At 37.2% G+C, this 19,661-nt stretch carries 13 protein-coding genes and 1 tRNA gene; 10 read left to right on the top strand and 4 right to left on the bottom strand.

Annotation, left to right across the window (positions count from 1 at the left end):
• Window positions 1-236 precede the first annotated feature (236 nt).
• The 3 genes from spt to PKC55_RS11425 all read left to right on the top strand — a co-directional run bounded on the left by spt (window position 237) and on the right by PKC55_RS11425 (window position 4,079).
• Entirely contained in the window at window positions 237-1,442 is a 1,206-nt protein-coding gene (gene spt, locus PKC55_RS11435) for a serine palmitoyltransferase (RefSeq protein WP_252638314.1), read from the top strand.
• Between the two features lie 96 nt (window positions 1,443-1,538).
• On the top strand, window positions 1,539-2,843 hold the full coding sequence (locus tag PKC55_RS11430; RefSeq protein ID WP_291126092.1) for a T9SS type B sorting domain-containing protein: 1,305 nt from the start codon (window positions 1,539-1,541) through the stop codon (window positions 2,841-2,843).
• 417 nt (window positions 2,844-3,260) lie between these two features.
• On the top strand, window positions 3,261-4,079 hold the full coding sequence (locus PKC55_RS11425; protein WP_291126094.1) for an alpha/beta hydrolase: 819 nt from the start codon (window positions 3,261-3,263) through the stop codon (window positions 4,077-4,079).
• A 148-nt stretch (window positions 4,080-4,227) separates the two neighbouring features.
• On the opposite strand, the gene PKC55_RS11420 is transcribed toward PKC55_RS11425, so the two are convergent.
• Entirely contained in the window at window positions 4,228-6,669 is a 2,442-nt protein-coding gene (locus PKC55_RS11420; protein WP_291126096.1) for a glycoside hydrolase family 95 protein, read from the bottom strand.
• Between the two features lie 422 nt (window positions 6,670-7,091).
• Here PKC55_RS11420 and PKC55_RS11415 point away from each other — a divergent pair, with 422 nt between their 5' ends.
• The 5 genes from PKC55_RS11415 to bsh all read left to right on the top strand — a co-directional run bounded on the left by PKC55_RS11415 (window position 7,092) and on the right by bsh (window position 15,504).
• Window positions 7,092-9,353 carry a GH92 family glycosyl hydrolase gene (locus PKC55_RS11415; protein ID WP_291126098.1) on the top strand — a complete coding sequence of 754 codons (2,262 nt, stop codon included), beginning with the start codon at window positions 7,092-7,094 and terminating at the stop codon, window positions 9,351-9,353.
• Between the two features lie 70 nt (window positions 9,354-9,423).
• Window positions 9,424-11,787, top strand: coding sequence for a glycoside hydrolase family 31 protein (locus tag PKC55_RS11410; protein WP_291126100.1), 2,364 nt, complete (start codon window positions 9,424-9,426; stop codon window positions 11,785-11,787).
• A 73-nt stretch (window positions 11,788-11,860) separates the two neighbouring features.
• Window positions 11,861-13,255 (top strand): GDSL-type esterase/lipase family protein, encoded by a 1,395-nt coding sequence (locus PKC55_RS11405; protein ID WP_291126102.1) that lies wholly within the window; start codon window positions 11,861-11,863, stop codon window positions 13,253-13,255.
• A 33-nt stretch (window positions 13,256-13,288) separates the two neighbouring features.
• Window positions 13,289-14,242 (top strand): family 43 glycosylhydrolase, encoded by a 954-nt coding sequence (locus PKC55_RS11400; protein WP_291126104.1) that lies wholly within the window; start codon window positions 13,289-13,291, stop codon window positions 14,240-14,242.
• A gap of 179 nt (window positions 14,243-14,421) precedes the next feature.
• Entirely contained in the window at window positions 14,422-15,504 is a 1,083-nt protein-coding gene (gene bsh, locus PKC55_RS11395; RefSeq protein ID WP_291126106.1) for a bile salt hydrolase, read from the top strand.
• A gap of 238 nt (window positions 15,505-15,742) precedes the next feature.
• Here the strand turns inward: bsh and PKC55_RS11390 are convergent.
• From PKC55_RS11390 to purD, 3 genes are all read right to left on the bottom strand, one after another.
• A tRNA-Ile gene (locus PKC55_RS11390) sits at window positions 15,743-15,816 on the bottom strand.
• Window positions 15,817-15,995: 179 nt separating this feature from the next.
• Complete coding sequence (locus tag PKC55_RS11385) at window positions 15,996-16,919, bottom strand: hypothetical protein (protein WP_291126108.1); 924 nt, start codon at window positions 16,917-16,919, stop codon at window positions 15,996-15,998.
• Between the two features lie 85 nt (window positions 16,920-17,004).
• Complete coding sequence (gene purD, locus PKC55_RS11380) at window positions 17,005-18,276, bottom strand: phosphoribosylamine--glycine ligase (protein WP_324373083.1); 1,272 nt, start codon at window positions 18,274-18,276, stop codon at window positions 17,005-17,007.
• 170 nt (window positions 18,277-18,446) lie between these two features.
• On the opposite strand from purD, the gene PKC55_RS11375 reads away from it, so the two are divergent.
• Together PKC55_RS11375 and PKC55_RS11370 are read left to right on the top strand one after the other, a co-directional pair.
• A complete protein-coding gene (locus PKC55_RS11375) occupies window positions 18,447-19,226 on the top strand; it encodes a tRNA threonylcarbamoyladenosine dehydratase (RefSeq protein WP_291126112.1) in 780 nt (259 codons plus the stop codon).
• A 68-nt stretch (window positions 19,227-19,294) separates the two neighbouring features.
• Window positions 19,295-19,661, top strand: a 367-nt coding sequence (locus PKC55_RS11370; protein ID WP_324373080.1) for a hypothetical protein, incomplete at its 3' end; no start/stop codon positions are given.

Genomic DNA, 19,661 nt, shown 5'->3' with positions numbered 1-19,661 from the left:
CCTATACACTTTGTACACAAGACACACTATAGACCAAGCTACAAATTTAAGAAAAAAAGCGATATACCTTTACCTGAAGCCACACAAGATTAGGTCAAATTGTCCTTTTTTTAAATATTTAATTCAAAATGATTACAATCTTATTTTTTTTAGCTATTTTTGCAGCCTGCATTTTAGTGAAACAACGTGATTTTATTACATGCAGCTATAATAATTACATTTGTTATAAGTTTAATATGAGTCTATTAACTGATAAGTTGTATCGGTATGACGCAGCACGAAATACACGAGCTGCAGGTATTTACCCTTATTTTAGAGAAATCCAAAGCGACCAGGATACAGAAGTTGTTATCAACGGAAAAAAAGTATTGATGTTCGGGTCAAATGCCTATCTGGGGCTTACTAATCATCCAAAAGTAAAAGAAGCAGCAATTAATGCTACTAAAAAATACGGAACGGGCATGGCCGGTTCCCGTTTTTTGAATGGGACATTAGATATCCACGTAGAACTAGAAAAAAAGCTGGCTAAATTTGTTGGAAAAGAAGATGCTATCGTTTACTCCACAGGATTTAACGTAAACCAAGGTGTTATTTCATGTATCACCGGACGTGAAGATTATATCTTATGGGATGAATTGGATCACGCTTCTATCATAGAAGGAGCACGAGTATCTTATTCTACCAAACTCAAGTTCCGTCACAACGATATGGATTCTTTGGAAAAGCAACTTCAAAGATGTGAACCGGATAAGGTTAAACTAATCGTTATTGATGGTGTGTTCAGTATGGAAGGGGATGTGGCACATCTTCCTGAAATAATTGAATTAGCAAAAAAATACAATGCAAGTGTAATGGTTGACGAAGCACACAGTCTAGGTGTGTTAGGAAGCAATTATAGTGGAAAAGGACTTGTCGATCAATGTGGACTTGTCGATGATGTCGAGCTCATTATGGGAACTTTCAGTAAATCACTAGCTTCCATTGGCGGCTTCATTGCAGGTAACGAAATAATACTTGATTATCTACGTCACAATTCCCGTCCATATATCTTTACCGCGAGTGCTACTCCTGCTGCAACAGCTGCAGCCAGCGCAGCATTGGATATCATAATATCTGAGCCGGAAAGAATAAAAGCATTGTGGGATATTACGCATTATGCATTAGATGGCTTCCGTGAGCGCGGATTTGAAATAGGGCACACATCTACCCCTATTATACCTCTATTTATCAGAGATAATGAGAAAACATTCCTGATTACAAAACTTCTTTTCGAAGAAGGCATATTTGTAAATCCTGTAGTATCTCCGGCTGTTGCGCCAAGCGATACATTGATTCGTTTCTCTCTTATGGCTACACACACAAAAGAACAAGTAGACATTGCTTTTGAGAAAATAGAATCAATATTCAAAAAAATGGGAGTATTATTACATGCAAAAGCCTAAAAAAGGGTAGAGCAAAAGAATATACTTCAAATATAAAATAAGAAAACCCTCTGTCCGTTAAAAGATAGAGGGTTTTTCCTTTCTTTGAATATACTTATGAGAAAGTCTATCTTTTTAATAACCTTATTGGTTTTTACGACCTCAATATTTGCACAAACCTATACAGTTTCGGGAGGGTTAGAAACACCTTACGCTTATAAAAAAGAATCAGGTCAAAGCCTTACCGGTACAGGCATAGAGGAAGTATATCTATTCAACACTTTTGCAGGCGCTACAATAAAGTATAACTCATCGGCTATTTCGGTCAGATTTTACAAATACAAACAATCGATTGGCGATAAAAAACAGATAGAGGAGCCTGATCTCCACATAAAATCGATCAACGGAAACTCTACATACACTGTATCGAATCTAGAAGATGGCTACGGCTACTTTGTAGAAGAAAACAATGTTGCCAAAAGTGCTGTGTGGATTATTGATTATAACCAACATAAATCAATATTAAGATCCATCGAAGCCCGAGAAAATGATGACAAATGCCAATTTCTTAAATTACTAGTTGGAAAAACAGACGATAAACTATTCTTCTATACAACAAATGGAAGTAGAAGAGAAATCCCCCGAAGATATACTGTCAGCTACGACATTCAAGAATGGGACGAAAACAACAAGGCTTTTGTAGAAAACATAAGAACCTTAAATATAGATACTGAAGAAACGATAGATGCTCCTTTAATGAATACCGTTTTCAAACTGAAGGGGGATCAATTTGCAGAATACTTCAAGATGCCACATGAGAAGAGTTCGGAAGAGTACAATGCTATTGCTGTAGAAGGACATATTGTAGCAGAGCAAGAAGGGAAAAATAATGGGGAAATAGGAAGTTCTGCACCTGTCACAGTCAACTTATACGGACGGGGAAGTGATGCAGCTTATTTTTATACATGGAGTATATATAACAAGGAAGATACCGCAAACTATATTGTACGCTATACAGATAGTGATGTAAAAAAATACACCTTCGAAAAAGATGGTAATTACGTCATAAAACTCGAAGTGGCTAATAATGCAGATCAATCTGCAACTTGTGCTAATATAAGCACTTTAGAACTTAACATAGAAGAATCTGACATTAAAGCCCCTAACTTTTTTTCTCCCGGAGGAACTACAAATGCAGAGTTTAAGGTTTATTACAAATCCATCGTGAAGTTTAAGTGTACAATTTTCAACCGTTGGGGAGTAAAAATATATCAATGGAACGACCCATCGAAAGGTTGGGACGGAAGACACAACGGAAAGTATGTATCCACCGGTGTTTACTATTACGTGATAGAGTATACCAACTCGAAAGGAAGACGTAAAAGTATGGGTGGAGATATAAATGTTTTACGGAGAAACTAGAATAGATCGTTATCCATCCAAAGCCGATAGATACCAAGACTTTTTAGAATATACATACTACTTACTATCAGCTTTCACAAGAAATATCTCATCCTTTTGTCGAGAGTTCGGCCCTTTCTATCGATTATTATTTTCCGCGAAATAATTTGTATATAATTTTGTTTCGAAAGATAAAAAACTATATATACAAAAGCCAGAAAACCTGAAAATAAGAATAATACTAACAAAAGATAGGAATAAGTTAATAAGTTAAGTTCAGTAAGATTGAGGAATCAATCTAAAGATAAAAGTGGTCAGGGATGCCCGCTTTTATTTTTTATACTCTTATTAACTCTGTGTTTATTCCCATTTATTTTATCAAAAAACTAAAAATCTATACCTTTATCACAAATTCTTCTACTTAATATAATTCATGTCATGAAAAAAGGTATTTTTTTGATCTTTTGGTTATGTGCAATATCAACCTTTGCACAAAATTCTGTTAGTAACGAGTATAAAACGGATAAAGATATATCCTATATCAGTCTGAACGAAAAAGATAATTATCGCAAGGAGCGTTGCAAGCTTGACGTATATTATCCCGTAAATAAGAAAGATTTCCCTGTTATTGTATGGTTTCACGGCGGAGGACTCGAAGGTGGAGAAAAAGGAATACCTAACGAACTAAAGAATAAAGGTATTGCTGTAGTAGCTGTTAACTACCGTCTGAGCCCGAAAGCAACAAATCCGGCTTATATCGAAGATGCTGCGGCATCCATTGCCTGGGTATTCAACAATATAGCATCTTACGGAGGCAGCACCAAAGATATTTATGTATCGGGACATTCGGCAGGAGGATATCTGACCCTGATGGTCGGTTTAGATAAAAGTTATCTTGAAAAATATGGAGTAGATGCCGATAAGATAAAAGGACTTATACCTATTAGTGGACAAACAAATACACATTTCACCATCCGAAAAGAAAGAGGCATACCATATAATATCCCAATTATTGACGAATACGCTCCTCTGAATAAGGCAAGAACCGGTATCCCTCCCACTTTACTAATTACAGGTGATCGTAAACTCGAGTTAACAGCCAGATACGAAGAAAATGCGCATTTAGAAGCTATTCTAAAATCGCTGAATAACAAAGATGTTGTATTATATGAGCTACAAGGATTCGATCATGGCAACGTATATGCTCCGGGATGTTATTTGATGCTGGACTGGATAAAGAAACACAGTAAATTATAGTATAGTAAGTAAGCGATTAAAAGTGTTTTTCATTATTTCCTTGTCAGTTTTTAATATACTCAGGAAGAGGAGATTCTTCATTGCATTCAGAATGACAAAGAGAATAATATTGATAGCGAAAAACACTTTTAATCTACTACAGGAAAACTTACTTTCCTCTCTTAAAGGTATAAGACTGTCCTTGTTGAGTCATTATATCATATTCGTAAACTTTATACAACAGAGGGTATTGAGGATTTATTTCCTTCGATACCAACGGCTCTTTTATATCTGCCGTTTTATATAGCGGATTAGTATTCACGTCCCTTGCCTCCTGCAATCCATCACCTCTTAATGGCACATAAGAGCGAAGTCGCATATTTCCGCCTAGTTTAGATGTAATTGTTACAGAAGATATCTCACCATCACTCCAATCCATCGATGAAATTTCGAAACCACCACGAGCTACTAGCCCTTTAACACTTCCGTTCTTCCACTTATCAGGTAAAGCCGGTAGTAAATGTATTGCTCCATCATGACTTTGCAGAAGCATCTCTGCTACCCCCGCAGTGAATCCAAAATTTCCATCTATTTGAAATGGCGGATGGGCATCAAACAGGTTCGGATAAGTACGCTCATCGTTATTACCCGGCTCTACCAAAGATAGCATATTCGAAATAATTTTATAGGCATGATTACCATCGAGCAGACGTGCCCAAAAATTAATTTTCCAACCTATCGACCAGCCTGTGGCCATATCTCCACGATAGAGAAGTGAGTTTTTTGCCGCCTGAAAAAGCGTTGGATGTGAATATGGTGAAATCTGATTGCTTGGATATAACCCATACAAGTGAGAGACATGACGATGATCATTCTTCGGATCGTCCCAATCTCCCAACCATTCCTGCAATTGATTGTACTTTCCTATCTGCATAGGTGCAAGGCGAGAAATCATATTCTCGAGTTTTTGATTATATGCTTCATCACCTACGCCTAAGGTTTTGGATGCCTCCAGAGCATTGTTAAGCACATCAAAAACAATTTGATTATCCATTGTAGATCCTGCCGTTATACTCGTGTTTTTTCCAGGAGGGCCTTGTTCGGGAGAGGTAGACGGTGATGTTACCATCCATTTATATGTAGGATGTTCCACCAAAAAGTCGAGAAAGAAATCTGCTGCACCTTTCAGCACAGGGTATGCTTCTTTTAAGAAGTTCTTGTCTCCTGTATATAAGTAATGTTGCCACATGTGCTGACTCAGCCATGCCCCTCCATTAGGCCACATACCATGAAATGCTCCATCTACAGGACCTGTAGTACGCCAAAGATCCGTATTATGATGCGCAACCCAGCCATTGGCATTATACATTACCTTTGCAGTCTCCTGCCCTGTCACCGCCAACTCCTTTAACATCTGGAAAAGAGGTTGATGTGTTTCGCTTAGATTGGTAATCTCCGCAGGCCAATAGTTCATCTCCGTATTGATGTTAATGGTGTATTTGCTATCCCAAGGCGGCACTAATTGGTCGTTCCATATTCCTTGCAGATTTGCAGGCTGCCCTCCCGGTTGGGATGAACTAATAAGTAGATAACGCCCAAACTGGAAAAGTAGGGTAGCCAGACTTTGATCTTTTCCTTCTTTAAAGTTTCTAACTCTTACATCTGTTTCTTCAAGAATACTGTCCGATTTTCCCAAATCTAATGATACCCGATCGAATTGTTTTTTATAGTATTTTATATGATCTGCTAATGCTTTATCATAGGACTTCGATATTGCGGTTTTCAAAAAATGAGTAGCCCTTGTTGATTCATTAGCACTCACATCCTGGTAATTCACAAAATTAGTGGCTATAGAAATATAGATAACAACCGAGTTGGCAGCTTTTACTGAGAGTTTGTTACCCTCAACTTTTACACTCCCTCCTACAGTTTTTATTTGAGTTTGGTTTTCGAACCGAATCACGCCTTTTATTCCTTCGTGTTCTGCTCCCATACCTTTGAGAATAAGCTTATCACCCTTAGCTTGAACTTTATAATCTTTTACAGGAGAGTCATATCCTGCTGTGAAGCTAATACTATTCGCCTTATCAGCTGTGATTTTCATAACAATGACATTATCTGTAAAAGAAGAGAATATCTCACGAGTATAATTAATGTCATCTACAGTATATTTTGTCGTAGCTACTGCTGTAGCCAAATCAAGTTGTCTTGAATAATTAGAATATTTATTATGTCCTGCAAAATCTAAATATAAGCTTCCTATTGTTTGATAGGGCATACCATTATGCGGAGTTCTCATATTTTTTTCCAACAAAGCCTCTGCTTCTTTTTCTTTTCCGGCAAAGATAAGAGAGCGCACCTCATCCAACACTTTTAACATATTGGGGCTATCATTTCTGTGAGGCCCTCCTCCCCACATCGTTTCCTCATTGAGTTGGAGCTGTTCTCTTGCAGGATTTCCAAAAACCATTGCACCCAACCGTGAATTTCCTAAAGGCAATGCTTCTACCCACTCCTTAGCCGGGCGTTTATAGAAAAGCTTAGTGTCTTGAGCTTTACAAAAAATAGTACTTAAAGTAAAAATTGATAAAAACAAAAGGTATTTCTTCATGATATTTACAAGTATTCATTTGATAACAAAGAAAAAGCTTATATATTAAAAATCAAATTAATGCAGACTTAATATCTTATTAAAAAAAGGAGATTACCCAAATTTTACTGTTTTTGCATCAAAAAAGACTCAATTTTAATGTAATCATCGGTTAATATCGCATTTTAATTACATTTTAATACTCCTATTAACACCTAGCGACGTATTTTTTTAATTGCCCTCACATTACTTTGTGATATAAAAATATCATAATCATTAATACCAATGAAAAATATCATAAATCCGGAGATAAAATTATTTCGACATATATGTTAATAAACATTCTTTGAATAGAAAATACAAATCTTAATTCTTTATACGAATGGTATATGTTTACTTTGTACTCGAAATTAAATAAATGCCAACTTAAATTAAAACTTATCATGAAGCTTAGAAATGCATTCACCATTGTTTTTATTTCTATTTTATCAGCTTGCACAGCAAGTAACAACAGCGGTGTCAACAAGCAGCCGGTAGATTATGTAAACCCTTATATGGGAAACATCAGTCACCTATTGGTACCCACGTATCCGACCATCCATCTGCCTAACAGTATGCTTCGGGTTTACCCCGAACGTGCCGATTTCACGAGCGATATGATCAAGGGGCTACCTCTGATCATCACGAGTCACAGAGGTAGTTCGGCCTTCAACCTGAGTCCTTATCAGGGTGATAAAGCCAAAATAAAACCTGTTATATCCTACAGCTACGATCGTGAAAAGATCACGCCGTACAGCTATGAGGTTGACTTGGACGATCAACAAACGCATATCCAATATGCACTTGCTCACCAATCCGCTATTTATCAGATAGACTATACTTTGCCCAACACTCCTGCTTACCTGATACTCAATTCGCGTAACGGAGCTATAAGGACAGACGGAAATACAGTAAGCGGATACCAAAAACTGGCGAATAATACGAATGTCTATATATATCTGGAAACAGAACAGACTCCAGTCCTGACAGGAGTATTGAAAGATAATGTAATCAACGACAAAGAAAAAAGTGCCGAAGGCAACAATGCCTGTGTCGTATTATATTATGGAGATAATGCACAAACTTTGCGCTTACGCTACGGAGTATCTTTTATCAGCGAAGAACAGGCAAAAGAGAATCTACGCAGAGAGCAAAAAGACTATGAAGTGAAACAACTGGCTGATAAAGGTCGCAAAATATGGAATGACGCTTTAGGCAAAATCAAGGTTAGTGGAGACAATGATACTGACAAAACGGTATTCTATACTTCTCTCTACCGTTGTTATGAACGTCCGGTATGCATCAGCGAAGGCGGTCGTTACTTTAGTGCTTTCGACGGAAAAGTACATGAAGATGCAGGTAAACCATTCTTTACAGACGACTGGATCTGGGACACCTATCGTGCGACTCATCCTTTGCGTGTAATGATCGATGCTGAGGAAGAAGTGAATATCATTAATTCATACTTGTTGATGGCCGAACAAATGGGCAACAACTGGATGCCTACCTTCCCTGAGATTACAGGCGATTCTCGCCGGATGAACTCCAACCATGCCGTAGCAACAGTTATCGACGGCTATGCAAAAGGGTTAAAAGGTTTTGACTTGGAAAAGGCATATATCGCATGTAAAAAAGGAATAGAAGAAAAAACGCTTATTCCATGGTCGGGAGCTCCTGCCGGATGGCTAGATGAGTTTTATAAAGAAAAAGGATATATTCCGGCGTTATATCCGGGCGAAAAAGAAACGGTAGCAAATGTTAGCCCTTTCGAAAAAAGACAACCGATAGCCGTAACCCTTGGCACTGCATACGATCAATGGTGCTTGTCGCAAATAGCCAAAGCCTTGGGAAAAGAAGATGAAGCAAAGTATTATCTGAAGAGTTCTTACAACTATAGAAATGTCTACAATGCAGAAACAGGCTTTTTCCACCCGAAAGATAAAGAAGGGAAATTTATAGAACCGTTCGATTACCGCTTCTCGGGAGGCATGGGTGCACGGGACTATTACGGAGAAAATAACGGCTGGATTTATCGTTGGGATGTACCTCATAATGTGGATGACCTTGTAAATCTGATGGGAGGAAATGAACAATTCATAAAGAATCTGGATCAAACTTTTAACGAACCTCTTGGACGTGGCAAATACGAATTTTATGCACAATTGCCCGATCATACAGGCAATGTAGGACAATTCTCTATGGCAAACGAACCAAGCCTTCATATTCCTTATCTCTACAACTACGCCGGACAGCCGTGGAAAACGCAGAAACGTATTCATACTTTATTGAAGCAGTGGTTTAGAAACGACCTGATGGGCGTTCCCGGCGATGAAGACGGAGGAGGAACATCTGCTTTTGTGGTATTCTCTATGATGGGATTCTATCCTGTTACTCCGGGTATGCCTGTTTATAATATTGGAAGCCCCATGTTTTCTCAAGCTAGTATGATATTGAGCAATGGTAAAGTATTTGAAGTAGTAGCTCAAAACTATTCCGAAGACAACAAGTATATCCAATCGGCTACATTGAATGGAAAAGAGTGGAACAAACCTTGGTTCAATCATTCGGATATAGAAAATGGCGGCAAACTTGTATTAATAATGGGTAATAAGGCGAATAAAGCATGGGGAGCAAACCAAGCTCCACCTTCAGCCGAAAAACTATAAAAAGTCATTTCTCTCTGTGATGCTAAATAATATAAAACATCACAGGGAGAATATAAAAATCGATACAATCATGAAAAAAGCACTCATTACACTTTTCATTCTCACCCTTTGCAGTCAGCTTGCTGCACAAAATTATCAGCGTACATCTCAAGGCATCAAGGCTAATATAAATTCAACAAGCATTGAAATTCAATTTTTTAATTCTAAAATTATAAGGATTTTAAAATATCCACAGGGAGAGATCCCAAACAAAAAAAGCCTCTCGGTGATCAAAGAACCTGAAAGCACAAATTTTCAAATACAAGAATATAACAATGTGATAACATTAACTTCATCAGAGGTCATTATTACACTAAATCTCAAGACGGGAGATGTATTATTTAACGGTACTGACACGAGACCTTTTATAGCAGAGAAGAATAGTTCTTCCATCTTTACACCAAAAAACTACGAGAGCGGTAAGTCTTACGAAGTACAACAAACATTTCTATTGGATAAACAAGAGGCCATTTACGGGCTGGGACAGCATCAACAAGGACATATGAATCAACGCGGACAAGAGATAGAGCTTCGCCAGAGAAATACGGAAATAGCAATACCAATTATTCATTCGGTAAAAGGATATGCTATTTTCTGGGATAATTACTCGCCTACAGTTTATAAAGATTCGGCAGAAGGATTGTCTTTTACTTCAGCTTCGGGTAAATGTATTGATTATTATTTTATGTATGGACAAAATGCTGATGGTGTCATTGCACAGATACGAGAACTAACAGGGCAGGCTCCAATGTTTCCGTTATGGACATACGGATTTTGGCAAAGCCGCGAACGATATACATCGCAAGATGAACTATTGGATGTAGTAAAAAAATACCGTAGTCTAAACATACCTCTTGACGGCATTGTGCAGGACTGGCAATACTGGAGCACTGACAACAAGCAGTGGAACGCTGTAGAATTTGGAAATCCGACTTTCCCTAATCCTCAGAAAATGATAGACGATGTGCACAAAATGAATGCACATATAGCCATCTCCGTTTGGCCATCCTTTGGTCCGAATACAAATATTTATAAAGAACTAAAAAATAAAAAACTCTTATTCAATTTCGATACATTTCCTCAAGATAATGGAGTAAAAGTATATGACGCTTTTAATCCCGAAGGTCGCCGAGTGTATTGGGATTTCATGAATAAAAATATATTATCTATCGGTATGGACGGTTGGTGGCTGGATGCCACAGAGCCAGAATACAATGTGAGTGAAAAATCTTTTAATGAGACTACACATCTTGGATCATACAGAGACGTAGCAAATGCTTATCCACTGGCATCTGTTGGTGGTGTGTACGACAACCAACGCAAGACGATGTCAGAAAAGCGCGTATATATACTTACCCGCTCAGCCTTTGCAGGACAGCAACGCTATGGAGCAAACTCCTGGTCGGGAGATATCGATTCACGTTGGCATGTGCTTCGCAATCAAATTTCGGCAGGCCTAAATTTCTCTCTTTGCGGAATTCCTTACTGGAACACAGATATAGGAGGTTTCTGGGCAGGGCGTGTCTATCCTAAAGGGGTTGAAGATAGAGCATTCCATGAATTATATGTGCGTTGGATGCAGTTTGCTACATTTACGCCGATGATGCGTTCGCATGGAACAAATACTCCCCGAGAGATATATCTGTTCGGCAAAAAAGGAGATTGGGCTTATGATACTCAGGAGAAATATATCAATCTTCGGTATAGCCTCTTGCCATATATGTATTCTATTGGTCATGACATTACAGCAAATGCAGGCTCTATGATGAGAGCTTTAAGCATGGATTTTGCTAAAGACAAAAAAGTACATAATATAGATAATCAGTTTATGTTTGGTAAGTCAATACTAGTTGCACCTGTAACAGATTCTATGTATGTGGATCGTATAAATGGCAATGTTGTAGAAAATTTCAATGTGGTAAAATCTCGAAAAGTATATTTGCCGGAAGGAGCCGACTGGTATGATTTCTGGACAGGAGAAAAGCTTAACGGAGGACAGGAAGTCAGCAAAGCAGCACCAATAGATATTATTCCACTATATATAAAAGCGGGCACTATACTCCCATGGGGTCCCAAAGTGCAATATGCAGAGGAAAGAAAATGGGATAATCTTAAGCTATTTGTTTATCCCGGAAAAGATGCTGAATTTGTATTATATGAGGATGAGAACAACAACTATAATTACGAAAAAGGGATCTATTCAACAATTACAATCAAATGGAATGACAGAACGGGGGTATTGACTATAGGAAAGAGAGCAGGAGAATTTCCGGGCATGTTGAAAACCAGATCTTTTAATATTACAGTAATAGAGGAAGGAAAAAGCATAAATATTACTTCACAACCCGATAAAGAAATTCTATATCAAGGTGAAGAAATGAACATTAAGCTCTAGTATTAAGAAAGTGTGACTTACTCTTTTGATTTTCATCCCACCATGCTAATATAAAAGGAAATAAACGCACAGCATGAAATATATACTTATTCTCTGTATTTTCATCTCTCAGATAATAGCTAGTGCTCAGACAAAAGTAGTCTGCGTAGGAGCGAGTATTACGGAAGGGGCGTTAACAACTGATCCGAAAAGAGATTCGTATCCGGCACAGCTCACACACTTTTTAGGGAGTGATTACGAAGTGATCAATTGTGGAGTAAGTAGTTGTACGATGCTTCGTAAAGGAGATCATCCCTATTGGAATACCGAAGCCTATAAGAAAGCTTTAGATAGCAATCCCGATATCGTGTTTATAGACTTAGGAGGAAATGATGCAAAGGCTATTAATCGGGTTTACATGAATGAGTTTGTAAAGGATTGCAGCGATATGGTAAAATCCTTTAAAAGCCTGCCATCAAAACCACGAATTATCCTGATGCTTCCCTTTGTTTCCTTCGAAACAGACTCGAACCAAATATGGGATCCCATTATTGTGAACAATATTATTCCAATTATGCAACAAGTGGCATATAATGAAGAAGTAGAAGTATTGGATATGCACTCGTTATTAATAAACAGACCCGATCTATTTCCGGACAAGATACATCCGAATGACGAAGGCTCAAGAATTATTGCTAGCAGGCTATATGATCAGATTATATTGAAAACAGATAAGTCTTTTGATGTCCTAAAAAAAACAAAAACAGCTTATAATATAAGCAATTTCAAAGGATACACATGCGCCGATTTCAAATTGAGGGATCGTGACTGTAAAGTTGTTAAACCTAAATTTACAGCTTTGGGAAAACCGTGGATATGGCGTGCCCGATTTTGGGCGCATGAACCACAAACCGATATAGCTCTACTCGAAAGAGGCTATCATCTGGTATATTGCGATGTTGCCGAACTGATGGGAAATAAGGAGGCCATTTCTATATGGAGTGAATTCTACAAACTGTTAACCAATGCAGATTTATCGAAAAAGAGTACAATGGAAGGTATGAGCCGCGGTGCAATGTATTCATTTTGCTGGGCAGCAGCCAATCCGGATAAAGTTAGTTGCATATACGTAGATAATCCTTTGCTCGACTGCCGCTATTTAGCAGATAGAAATGGAGATTTAGATGAAATGACGGAAAACTTCATACAAGCATACAATCTGAAAACGAAAGCGGATATACGTACATTTAAAGGAAGCCCAACAGACAAGATAAAAGAAATAGTAAAAGGAAAATACCCTATTCTTATACTGTGCGCCGATCAGGATGAAGCTGTACCTCCAAGTCAAACGATCGAGTTTGAAAGAAAAATAAAAGAAGCAGGCGGAGATATCACCGTAATGATGAAACATGGACTTAAACATCATCCGCATAGTCTTTCTAATCCTGCACCCATTGTTGACTTCATACTAAAAGCAAATAGAAAATAAATAAGTCGTAAATAATTTATAACACTAACCTCAATGAAAAAAGGTATCTTCACCGTATACATCGCTGTATTTTCTCTGTTATCCTGCAATAGCTATAGTCAGAAAAATCCGTTTATAAAACACATGTATACTGCTGATCCTTCGGCTCGGGTATGGAATGATGGACGTCTGTATGTATATGCATCGCATGATATCGCCCCGCCTCAAGGGTGCGACCTGATGGATCAATATCATGTATTCTCTACAGATGATATGGTAAACTGGGTAGATCATGGCGAAATACTTCGCTCGACTCAAGTATCCTGGGGTAGACCTGAAGGGGGGTTTATGTGGGCGACCGATTGTGTTTACAAAAACGGCACGTATTATTTTTATTTTCCGCATCCTAGTGGATCAGATTGGGACAAAAGTTGGAAAATTGGAGTGGCAACAAGTAAATTTCCTGCAAAAGACTTTGTGGTACAAGGATACGTAAAAGGAATGGAGGCTCATATCGACCCGAATGTATTTATCGATGATGATGGGCAAGCATACATATATCAAGGTGGTGGTGGTATATGCCTTGGAGGTAAGCTCAAAGACAATATGATGGAAGTAGATGGTAGCCTTCAGAAGATGGAAGGTCTTTATGATTTCCATGAAGCGGCATGGGTACACAAGCGTAATGGTATTTATTATCTATCTTATTCAGACAATCATGATAACAATTGGAATGATGGAGTAAAAGGAGACAATCGCATGCGATATGCAACGAGCAATAGTCCACTAGGACCTTGGAAGTCTCAGGGCATTTATATGGAACCAACAAATAGCTATACGAACCATGGATCGATAGTAGAATACAAAGGTCAGTGGTACTCTTTCTACCATGACAGTTCTTTATCTGAAAAAAATGGAGAATTTAATGATTGGCTACGATCGGTATGTGTAGATAAGCTTTATTATAATGCTGATGGTACAATACAAATGGTAAATCAAACAAAGTAATTGATACGAAGTACAACAAACATTTCTATTGGATATATAAAACAAGAATATATTCTCTATCAATATTAGCCGTGGGCGACTGAACACTATAGCGTTTGATTACACGGTAATTATAATTTCACATTAAACAGTTTTTGTCTTTCAATTGTTTTATTATTGAAACACTAAAATTGTTAACTATGAACTCAAAACAATCATTAATTTTACTGGCTATACTTGTTTTGCAATTACAAGCGTCAATAAATGCTTGTACAGGTATCACATTAAAAAGTAGTGATGGAAGTGTCGTTGCCGCACGTACTATTGAATGGGCTGAAAGTGTTATGAATACAATGTATGTGGTTGTTCCTCGCCATCAGCAGCTTCAGTCGCTTACACCTTCCGGAATGGATGGAATGAAATTTACGAGCAAATACGGATTTATAGGTTTGTCGGTAGAGCAAAAGGAATTTATGGTGGAAGGTGTCAATGAAAAAGGTCTGTCTGCCGGACTTTTTTATTTCCCTAATTATGGGAAATACCCCTCTTATGATCCATCCCAAAAAGAAAGAAGCTTAGCGGATTTCCAATTAGTATCTTATGTACTAGGTGAGTGTAAAACCGTAGATGAAGTTAAAGAAAAACTTAAAAATATACGTGTTACGAATATTGATCCTCGGTCTTCCACTGTACATTGGCGATTCACTGAACCATCGGGACGTCAGATCGTACTTGAGATAGTAGATGAAATCATGCATTTTTATGATAATCCTTTGGGAGTATTGACCAATTCACCAGACTTAGAATGGCACTGGACAAACTTGAATAATTATATAAATTTACAACCCGGCACACCTCCAGGACATAATTTTGGCCCTTTGCAAACGAAGTCGCTCGGGCATGGAACCGGCTTGTTAGGACTTCCGGGAGATTTTACTCCTCCATCTCGATTTGTTCGTGCTACGTTTTTCCAATTGACAGCTCCACAACAACAGTCTGCACAGGAAAGTGTTTTCCAAGCATTCCATATTTTGAATAATTTCGATATTCCAACAGGTACAGAACAACTATGGGGAAAAGCATCAGCTGATGTACCAAGTGCTACTCAGTTTACAGTGGCCACAGATACACAAAACTGTATCATCTATTATCGAACTATGTATAATAGTAATATCCGTTGCATCAACCTAAAGACTATTGATTTTGAAAATGTAAAATATCACAGTATGCCTTTGGATAGCATAAAGAAGCAACCTGTGGAATCGGTCAATATAAAATCATAAATATTCATTAAGGATAATGATAGTTACACTTATTCAAATAAGCAAAAATGCTTGTAAAATTGAAATCTTAACTTCTATGTTCTGATAAAGAGAAAGTTTAGAATTATTTATTTCCCTCTCTACAAAATTGTTTTGTGGTTTTACTATTGGTTTACAAAACCCATTGAAACACTACTAAAACAAGGGCATTAAAACAAGAAAAGAGTTACAGTTTCTACTGTAACTCTTTCATTTTAAGTGGTCCCACCTGGGCTTGAACCAGGGACCCCCTGATTATGAGTCAGATGCTCTAACCAACTGAGCTATAGGACCTGATTTTCGGAGGTTATCCCGAAATCGGATGCAATATTACTGCTTTTTAGCGAGACTAGCAAGTTTTTGAGTAAAAAAACTACCAGAAGATTTATCACTCAAACCACGATAGAAACTAAGAAACTTTGTATCAACGTGATAAAATTGAGCTACAAAAATATTTGTTTGTAATTTTTTTACTACCGGAGAAAAGATAAGCCGCTAAACAACAAACAAGCCACTATAAATATATAAAATAGTACTACTGTCCCCTTTGTTTCTCCTAGTGCAAAGAAATGAGATAATAGGAATGATCCCACTCCCATAAAAATATACAGACTCACTTGCGGTGTTATATTTATAAAGATAGAGAACAATAAAGATAAGACTGTGAAAAATATCAATAACGATAAATATGCCCTTATTTTTATTTTATCCTTATGCCTGTTAAGAAAATTATCTCCAATGATAATACTCAAAAAAAGAATTATAAAAATAAGAGAAGCCCATATAGCAATATCAAAACGGAGAAAAGGAAACATGACTAACTGTTGAGAACTGCTATAATGTAGAAAAGGAGAAAGAAATTCGTTTAGATTGTCCGTAAGAAGATAAAAAGAGGATGTAGGGAAATATACTATAAAGACTCCCAAAAAGGATGCTAACAAGGATCTAAAACTAAAACACCTCATTATTACAAGAGCAATCCATGTTAATGGGACAAAGAGTAATAAAAGAGGCGTAAACAGGCTTCCTAAAGAAAGCATAAACGCTATTTTAAATGCAGCGACAGATCTTTCAGAGTGATTATAAGAGGCAAACAATATAGATACTGTAAAAAGCATGAATAATACCCCAATATACGCCGGAGATATCCACACCAACGAAGGATGACAGCTAAACAATAAAATTATAATAGCGGGAGGCAACAGAGTCCTCCGCCTTATCAGTACAAAATCAGTATTGATATGAGCAGTCAATACAGCCATTGCAGATACAATAATACTACTACCTGCCAATGAATATAATGGATTACCCGAAAAGAAATCGAGCAGTTGCCAAAGATACCCTCCTTCCATATTTGAAGGCATAGCATTTGATGATATTACAAATGCGATCCTCATACATACTGCAAAAATAATAGAGATTATAAGAAACCCCTTCCCTTCCGCAATATGACTTTTATAAAATCTAGGAATAGCTGCCATTTTATTTGAGATCGAAACCTATATCTTTCCTATAGTATTTTTTATCATAAGATATTACATCTGCATTCTTGAAGGATAGAGATAGGGCTTCATTCTTGGTTTCTCCATATGAGCTTATTGCAATAACACGTCCTCCGTTTGTCAACACCTTATTATTTTCAAGCTTTGTTCCGGCATGAAATAAGATACTATCTTTTACCTTATCCAAACCCGACATTTCTTTATTCTTCTCATAGTCTCCCGGATAACCGCCCGATACAAGCATCACGGTAACAGCATAACGACTATCTATTTCCAGCAATTTACTTTCCAATGTACCTGTTGCAACCCCTTCTAACAAAGAAACAAAATCAGACTTTATCCGCAACATGACAACTTCAGTTTCAGGATCACCCATACGTACATTATATTCAATTACCATAGGTTCCCCTTTGACCTCTATTAAGCCTAAGAATATAAATCCTTTATATACAATTTTATCCTTTTTCAGCCCCTCTATTGTTGGAATAACAATACGGTCTTCTACTTTTTTCATGAATACATCGTCAGCAAACGATACCGGCGACACAGCACCCATTCCTCCGGTATTCAGCCCCGTATCTCCTTCGCCAATTCGTTTATAATCTTTGGCTACAGGTAGTATTTTATAAGAATCTCCATCCGTTAACACAAATACAGAACATTCTATTCCCGACAAAAACTCTTCTATAACAACAGTTTTACTAGCATCGCCAAACATCCCCGAAAGCATTTCTTTTAGCTCTTGTTTCGCTTCCTCTATATCACTTATTATAAGTACGCCTTTTCCGGCAGCTAATCCATCTGCCTTCAACACATATGGAGCCTCTAGCTCTTCTAAAAATAAATAAGCTTCGTCCAACTCATCTAATGTAAAGCTTTTATATCTGGCTGTAGGAATATTATGACGCATCATGAATTGCTTAGCAAAATCCTTGCTACCTTCAAGCTGTGCTCCTATCTTAGAGGGGCCTATAACCGGAATATCTTTAATATCATCATCATTGACGAAGAAATCGTATATTCCTCTTACAAGTGGCTCTTCGGGACCTACAACAACCATATCTATTTTATTCTTTAATACGAATTGTTTTATCTCAGGGAAATCAGTGGGCAATAAGTTTACGTTTACAGCTATTTCATGAGTTCCTGCATTGCCGGGAGCCACATAAAGCTTCTGAACCTTATCGCTTTGCTTAATCTTCCATGCTAATGCATTTTCACGACCTCCGTTTCCTAATAATAATATATTCATAATTAAAAAGATAATATTTTGTTGTATTCTTAGCTAGATTCACTTAATAATAGGTGTCTCAACACAAGAAGAGTACCATGACACGTTAATTATTTGAGCAGCAAAGATACATGATTATTTTCTTAACATGAAATCAGAAATATTTATTGTAAGTTTGTACCCCTAAAAAAATGAAAATAGAAAGAATGCAAGAGGAAAAAGGAATCTTTAAGAGAGCAGAGCTACTACTGGGTGACAAATTGATGAACAAGATCTCTTCGGTAAGAGTTATTTTATTCGGTGTAGGAGGAGTTGGTAGTTGGTGTGCCGAAAGCCTGATTCGATCAGGAATAAGACATCTTACTATCGTTGACTCTGATAAAGTTTGCGAGACAAATATAAACAGACAACTTATGGCTACAACAAAAACTATTGGACAGCGTAAGGTGGAAGTATTAAAGTCTCGATTACTCGACATCAACCCCAATGCAGAAATAGAAATTATTGCTCAGGTATATAGCGAAGAAACTTCTGATTCTTTCAACCTTCAATCTTACGACTATATAATTGATGCGATAGATAGTCTGAAACATAAGGTACATTTAATTCGCACAGCAACACGGACTAAAGCTAAATTATTTTCTTCGATGGGTGCTGCCTTAAAAATGGATCCAACGCGAATTAAAGTTGCCGAGTTTTGGAATGTAAAAGGCTGTCCGCTCGCTGCAGCACTTCGTCGAAAAATGAAACAAGGAGAAAAACCTTGGAAAAAATTTAAATGTGTATATAGTGACGAAGTATTAGAAAACAAAGGTCTGAAGTATGAACATGATGAGTCAAAGAGCTCAGAATTACTAAAACAAGACAATCCGAGTGTGAAAGCTCAGACCAATGGTACGCTGGTTCATATCACAGCTACATTTGGCTTCACCCTAGCAGGGCTTGTTATTCAAGATATCTGCAAAGAATAATTTCAGAGAACACTATAAAATCAGTATTATTTCTCATATTTGTAGTAATAAATTTAAATAAAACTACAATGAATGAATTAATTATTGATTACAATACGCTTTCTTCCACTAAGAAAACTATAAATATCATAACAGGTATTTATTTAACAGGATTTGCTCTTTATTTCTGTATTACAGAGGGGATTTCCGGTCGTTATGGTATATTATTTTTCAGTGCGCTTATAGCTTTTATTCTTGCTGCGATACTATTATTAAGCAACACCCTATGGGTTTCGGGAGCTATACTTTCAATCGATAATAATACAGTAAAACCGAATATCTCGGGACAGAGTAAATCTGCAATAGATTGGACAAATGTAAGTAGTTTAAATATTGGTATCAGCTACATTACTTTCTCTCTGAATGGAGGACAGAAACAAAGAAAAATAGATCTCG

This window comes from Dysgonomonas sp. (assembly GCF_035323175.1).
Classification (GTDB): domain Bacteria; phylum Bacteroidota; class Bacteroidia; order Bacteroidales; family Dysgonomonadaceae; genus Dysgonomonas.
The sequence above is the reverse complement of the archived record's forward strand: the minus strand, read 5'-3'. Positions and strand labels throughout refer to the sequence as shown.

What these genes read in the sequence shown, in the direction of transcription:
- spt (WP_252638314.1), top strand. Translation starts at nt 237, where the DNA reads ATGAGTCTATTAACTGATAAGTTGTATCGGTATGACGCAGCACGAAAT.
- PKC55_RS11430 (WP_291126092.1), top strand. Translation starts at nt 1,539, where the DNA reads ATGAGAAAGTCTATCTTTTTAATAACCTTATTGGTTTTTACGACCTCA.
- PKC55_RS11425 (WP_291126094.1), top strand. Translation starts at nt 3,261, where the DNA reads ATGAAAAAAGGTATTTTTTTGATCTTTTGGTTATGTGCAATATCAACC.
- PKC55_RS11420 (WP_291126096.1), bottom strand. Translation starts at nt 6,669, where the DNA reads ATGAAGAAATACCTTTTGTTTTTATCAATTTTTACTTTAAGTACTATT.
- PKC55_RS11415 (WP_291126098.1), top strand. Translation starts at nt 7,092, where the DNA reads ATGAAGCTTAGAAATGCATTCACCATTGTTTTTATTTCTATTTTATCA.
- PKC55_RS11410 (WP_291126100.1), top strand. Translation starts at nt 9,424, where the DNA reads ATGAAAAAAGCACTCATTACACTTTTCATTCTCACCCTTTGCAGTCAG.
- PKC55_RS11405 (WP_291126102.1), top strand. Translation starts at nt 11,861, where the DNA reads ATGAAATATATACTTATTCTCTGTATTTTCATCTCTCAGATAATAGCT.
- PKC55_RS11400 (WP_291126104.1), top strand. Translation starts at nt 13,289, where the DNA reads ATGAAAAAAGGTATCTTCACCGTATACATCGCTGTATTTTCTCTGTTA.
- bsh (WP_291126106.1), top strand. Translation starts at nt 14,422, where the DNA reads ATGAACTCAAAACAATCATTAATTTTACTGGCTATACTTGTTTTGCAA.
- PKC55_RS11385 (WP_291126108.1), bottom strand. Translation starts at nt 16,919, where the DNA reads ATGAGGATCGCATTTGTAATATCATCAAATGCTATGCCTTCAAATATG.
- purD (WP_324373083.1), bottom strand. Translation starts at nt 18,276, where the DNA reads ATGAATATATTATTATTAGGAAACGGAGGTCGTGAAAATGCATTAGCA.
- PKC55_RS11375 (WP_291126112.1), top strand. Translation starts at nt 18,447, where the DNA reads ATGAAAATAGAAAGAATGCAAGAGGAAAAAGGAATCTTTAAGAGAGCA.